Source organism: Oleiphilus sp. HI0061 (genome assembly GCF_001635675.1).
In genome coordinates this window covers 1-1172 of record NZ_LWFE01000339.1, presented here as the reverse complement: position 1 = coordinate 1172, position 1172 = coordinate 1, and the positions used below count along the sequence as shown (strand labels likewise).

The 1172-nt window shown below is 43.6% G+C and carries 3 protein-coding genes; all 3 read left to right on the top strand.

Annotation, left to right across the window (positions count from 1 at the left end; translation table 11 throughout):
- On the top strand, positions 1–504 hold a 504-nt coding region (locus A3735_RS04650; RefSeq protein WP_068637652.1), incomplete at its 5' end, for a hypothetical protein.
- 31 nt (positions 505–535) lie between these two features.
- Entirely contained in the window at positions 536–691 is a 156-nt protein-coding gene (locus tag A3735_RS29470) for a hypothetical protein (protein ID WP_156490323.1), read from the top strand.
- A gap of 114 nt (positions 692–805) precedes the next feature.
- Positions 806–1172: DMT family transporter (locus A3735_RS04645; protein WP_156499400.1), on the top strand; the 367-nt coding region annotated here is incomplete at its 3' end.

Genomic DNA, 1172 nt, shown 5'->3' with positions numbered 1-1172 from the left:
CAAGTAGCAGAGCTAGCCGAAGATGGAATTTATTTTGCTCAGCACGACATTCTCACAATGCTGCCCAATACGAGCCCAACTGGAGACCAGCTGCTTAAGCTTTACGAAGAGCTGGTTGAGAATGTAAAGCGTGAGCATAATTATTTATATGCAGATATCGCTCGTATTCATGAAGACGATGTTCATGGCGTGGTATTGCGTAGTCAGTACATTTCTGAGCATACGCACAACGAAGATGAAGCGCGCTTCTTTATTGAGGGGGCAGTACTCGTATATATCCATGTTCAGGAAAAGATACATATACTTCAATGTGGGGCTGGAGATTTATTGATTATTCCAAAAAAAGTTAAGCATTGGATGGACATAGGTCCGCAACCTCATTTTACTGCCATCAGGTGGTATAACACTCGTGGAGGCTTACAGACCGAGTTTACTGGTTCTTATGTTGCTGAGTCTACACCTCGCTGGGAAACTATTTATAACGACTCGAACTCTAAGCGTTGACAATAAGCTAAAAGCCCTCCAGTATTGGCTTATGACTACTATTAATCAAAACACAGCACCTGCAATGAAAGATCTCATGCTTTGTGCCTATGCCTTAATCGCTATTCGTGGTTTAGGCAAGGTTGCCAGCATGCGATGGTGTGTGCGCGCCCGTATGGCAATGCTCGCTGTGTTTCTGAAGAAGTAGTCTGTTTTATAAGCCTTTCAAGTCACAGCAAGAAAATGCAGTGACTTATCGTTTCACCCACCTTATATCGCTGTATTTTCTTTAATTAAACTAACTATTAAAAGAGGATATAGCATGTCTGTGCCCGTGGCGTATGCCACCATTATAATAATCTGGTCGACTACTCCCTTAGCTATTCAGTGGAGCAGTGAAACGATAACGCCCATTAGTGCAATTACGCTGCGAATGTTGTTAGCGGCCGCTATCGGCTATGCGATCTTACGCCTTTTTAAGATTAAACTCTCGTGGACAGCGCGAGCTATTAAAGTTTATGCCGCTTCTTTGCTTGGCGTTTTTCTGGCCATGCTGTGCACTTACATAGCGGCGGCATACGTACCTTCGGGCATTATTTCGGTGATTTATGCACTATCTCCAGTGATATCTAACTTGTTATCACATGTGTTGATTGGCTCTGCTAAGTTTACTCGCGCACGCTGGTTTG

What these genes read in the sequence shown, in the direction of transcription:
- A3735_RS29470 (WP_156490323.1), top strand. Translation starts at nt 536, where the DNA reads ATGACTACTATTAATCAAAACACAGCACCTGCAATGAAAGATCTCATG.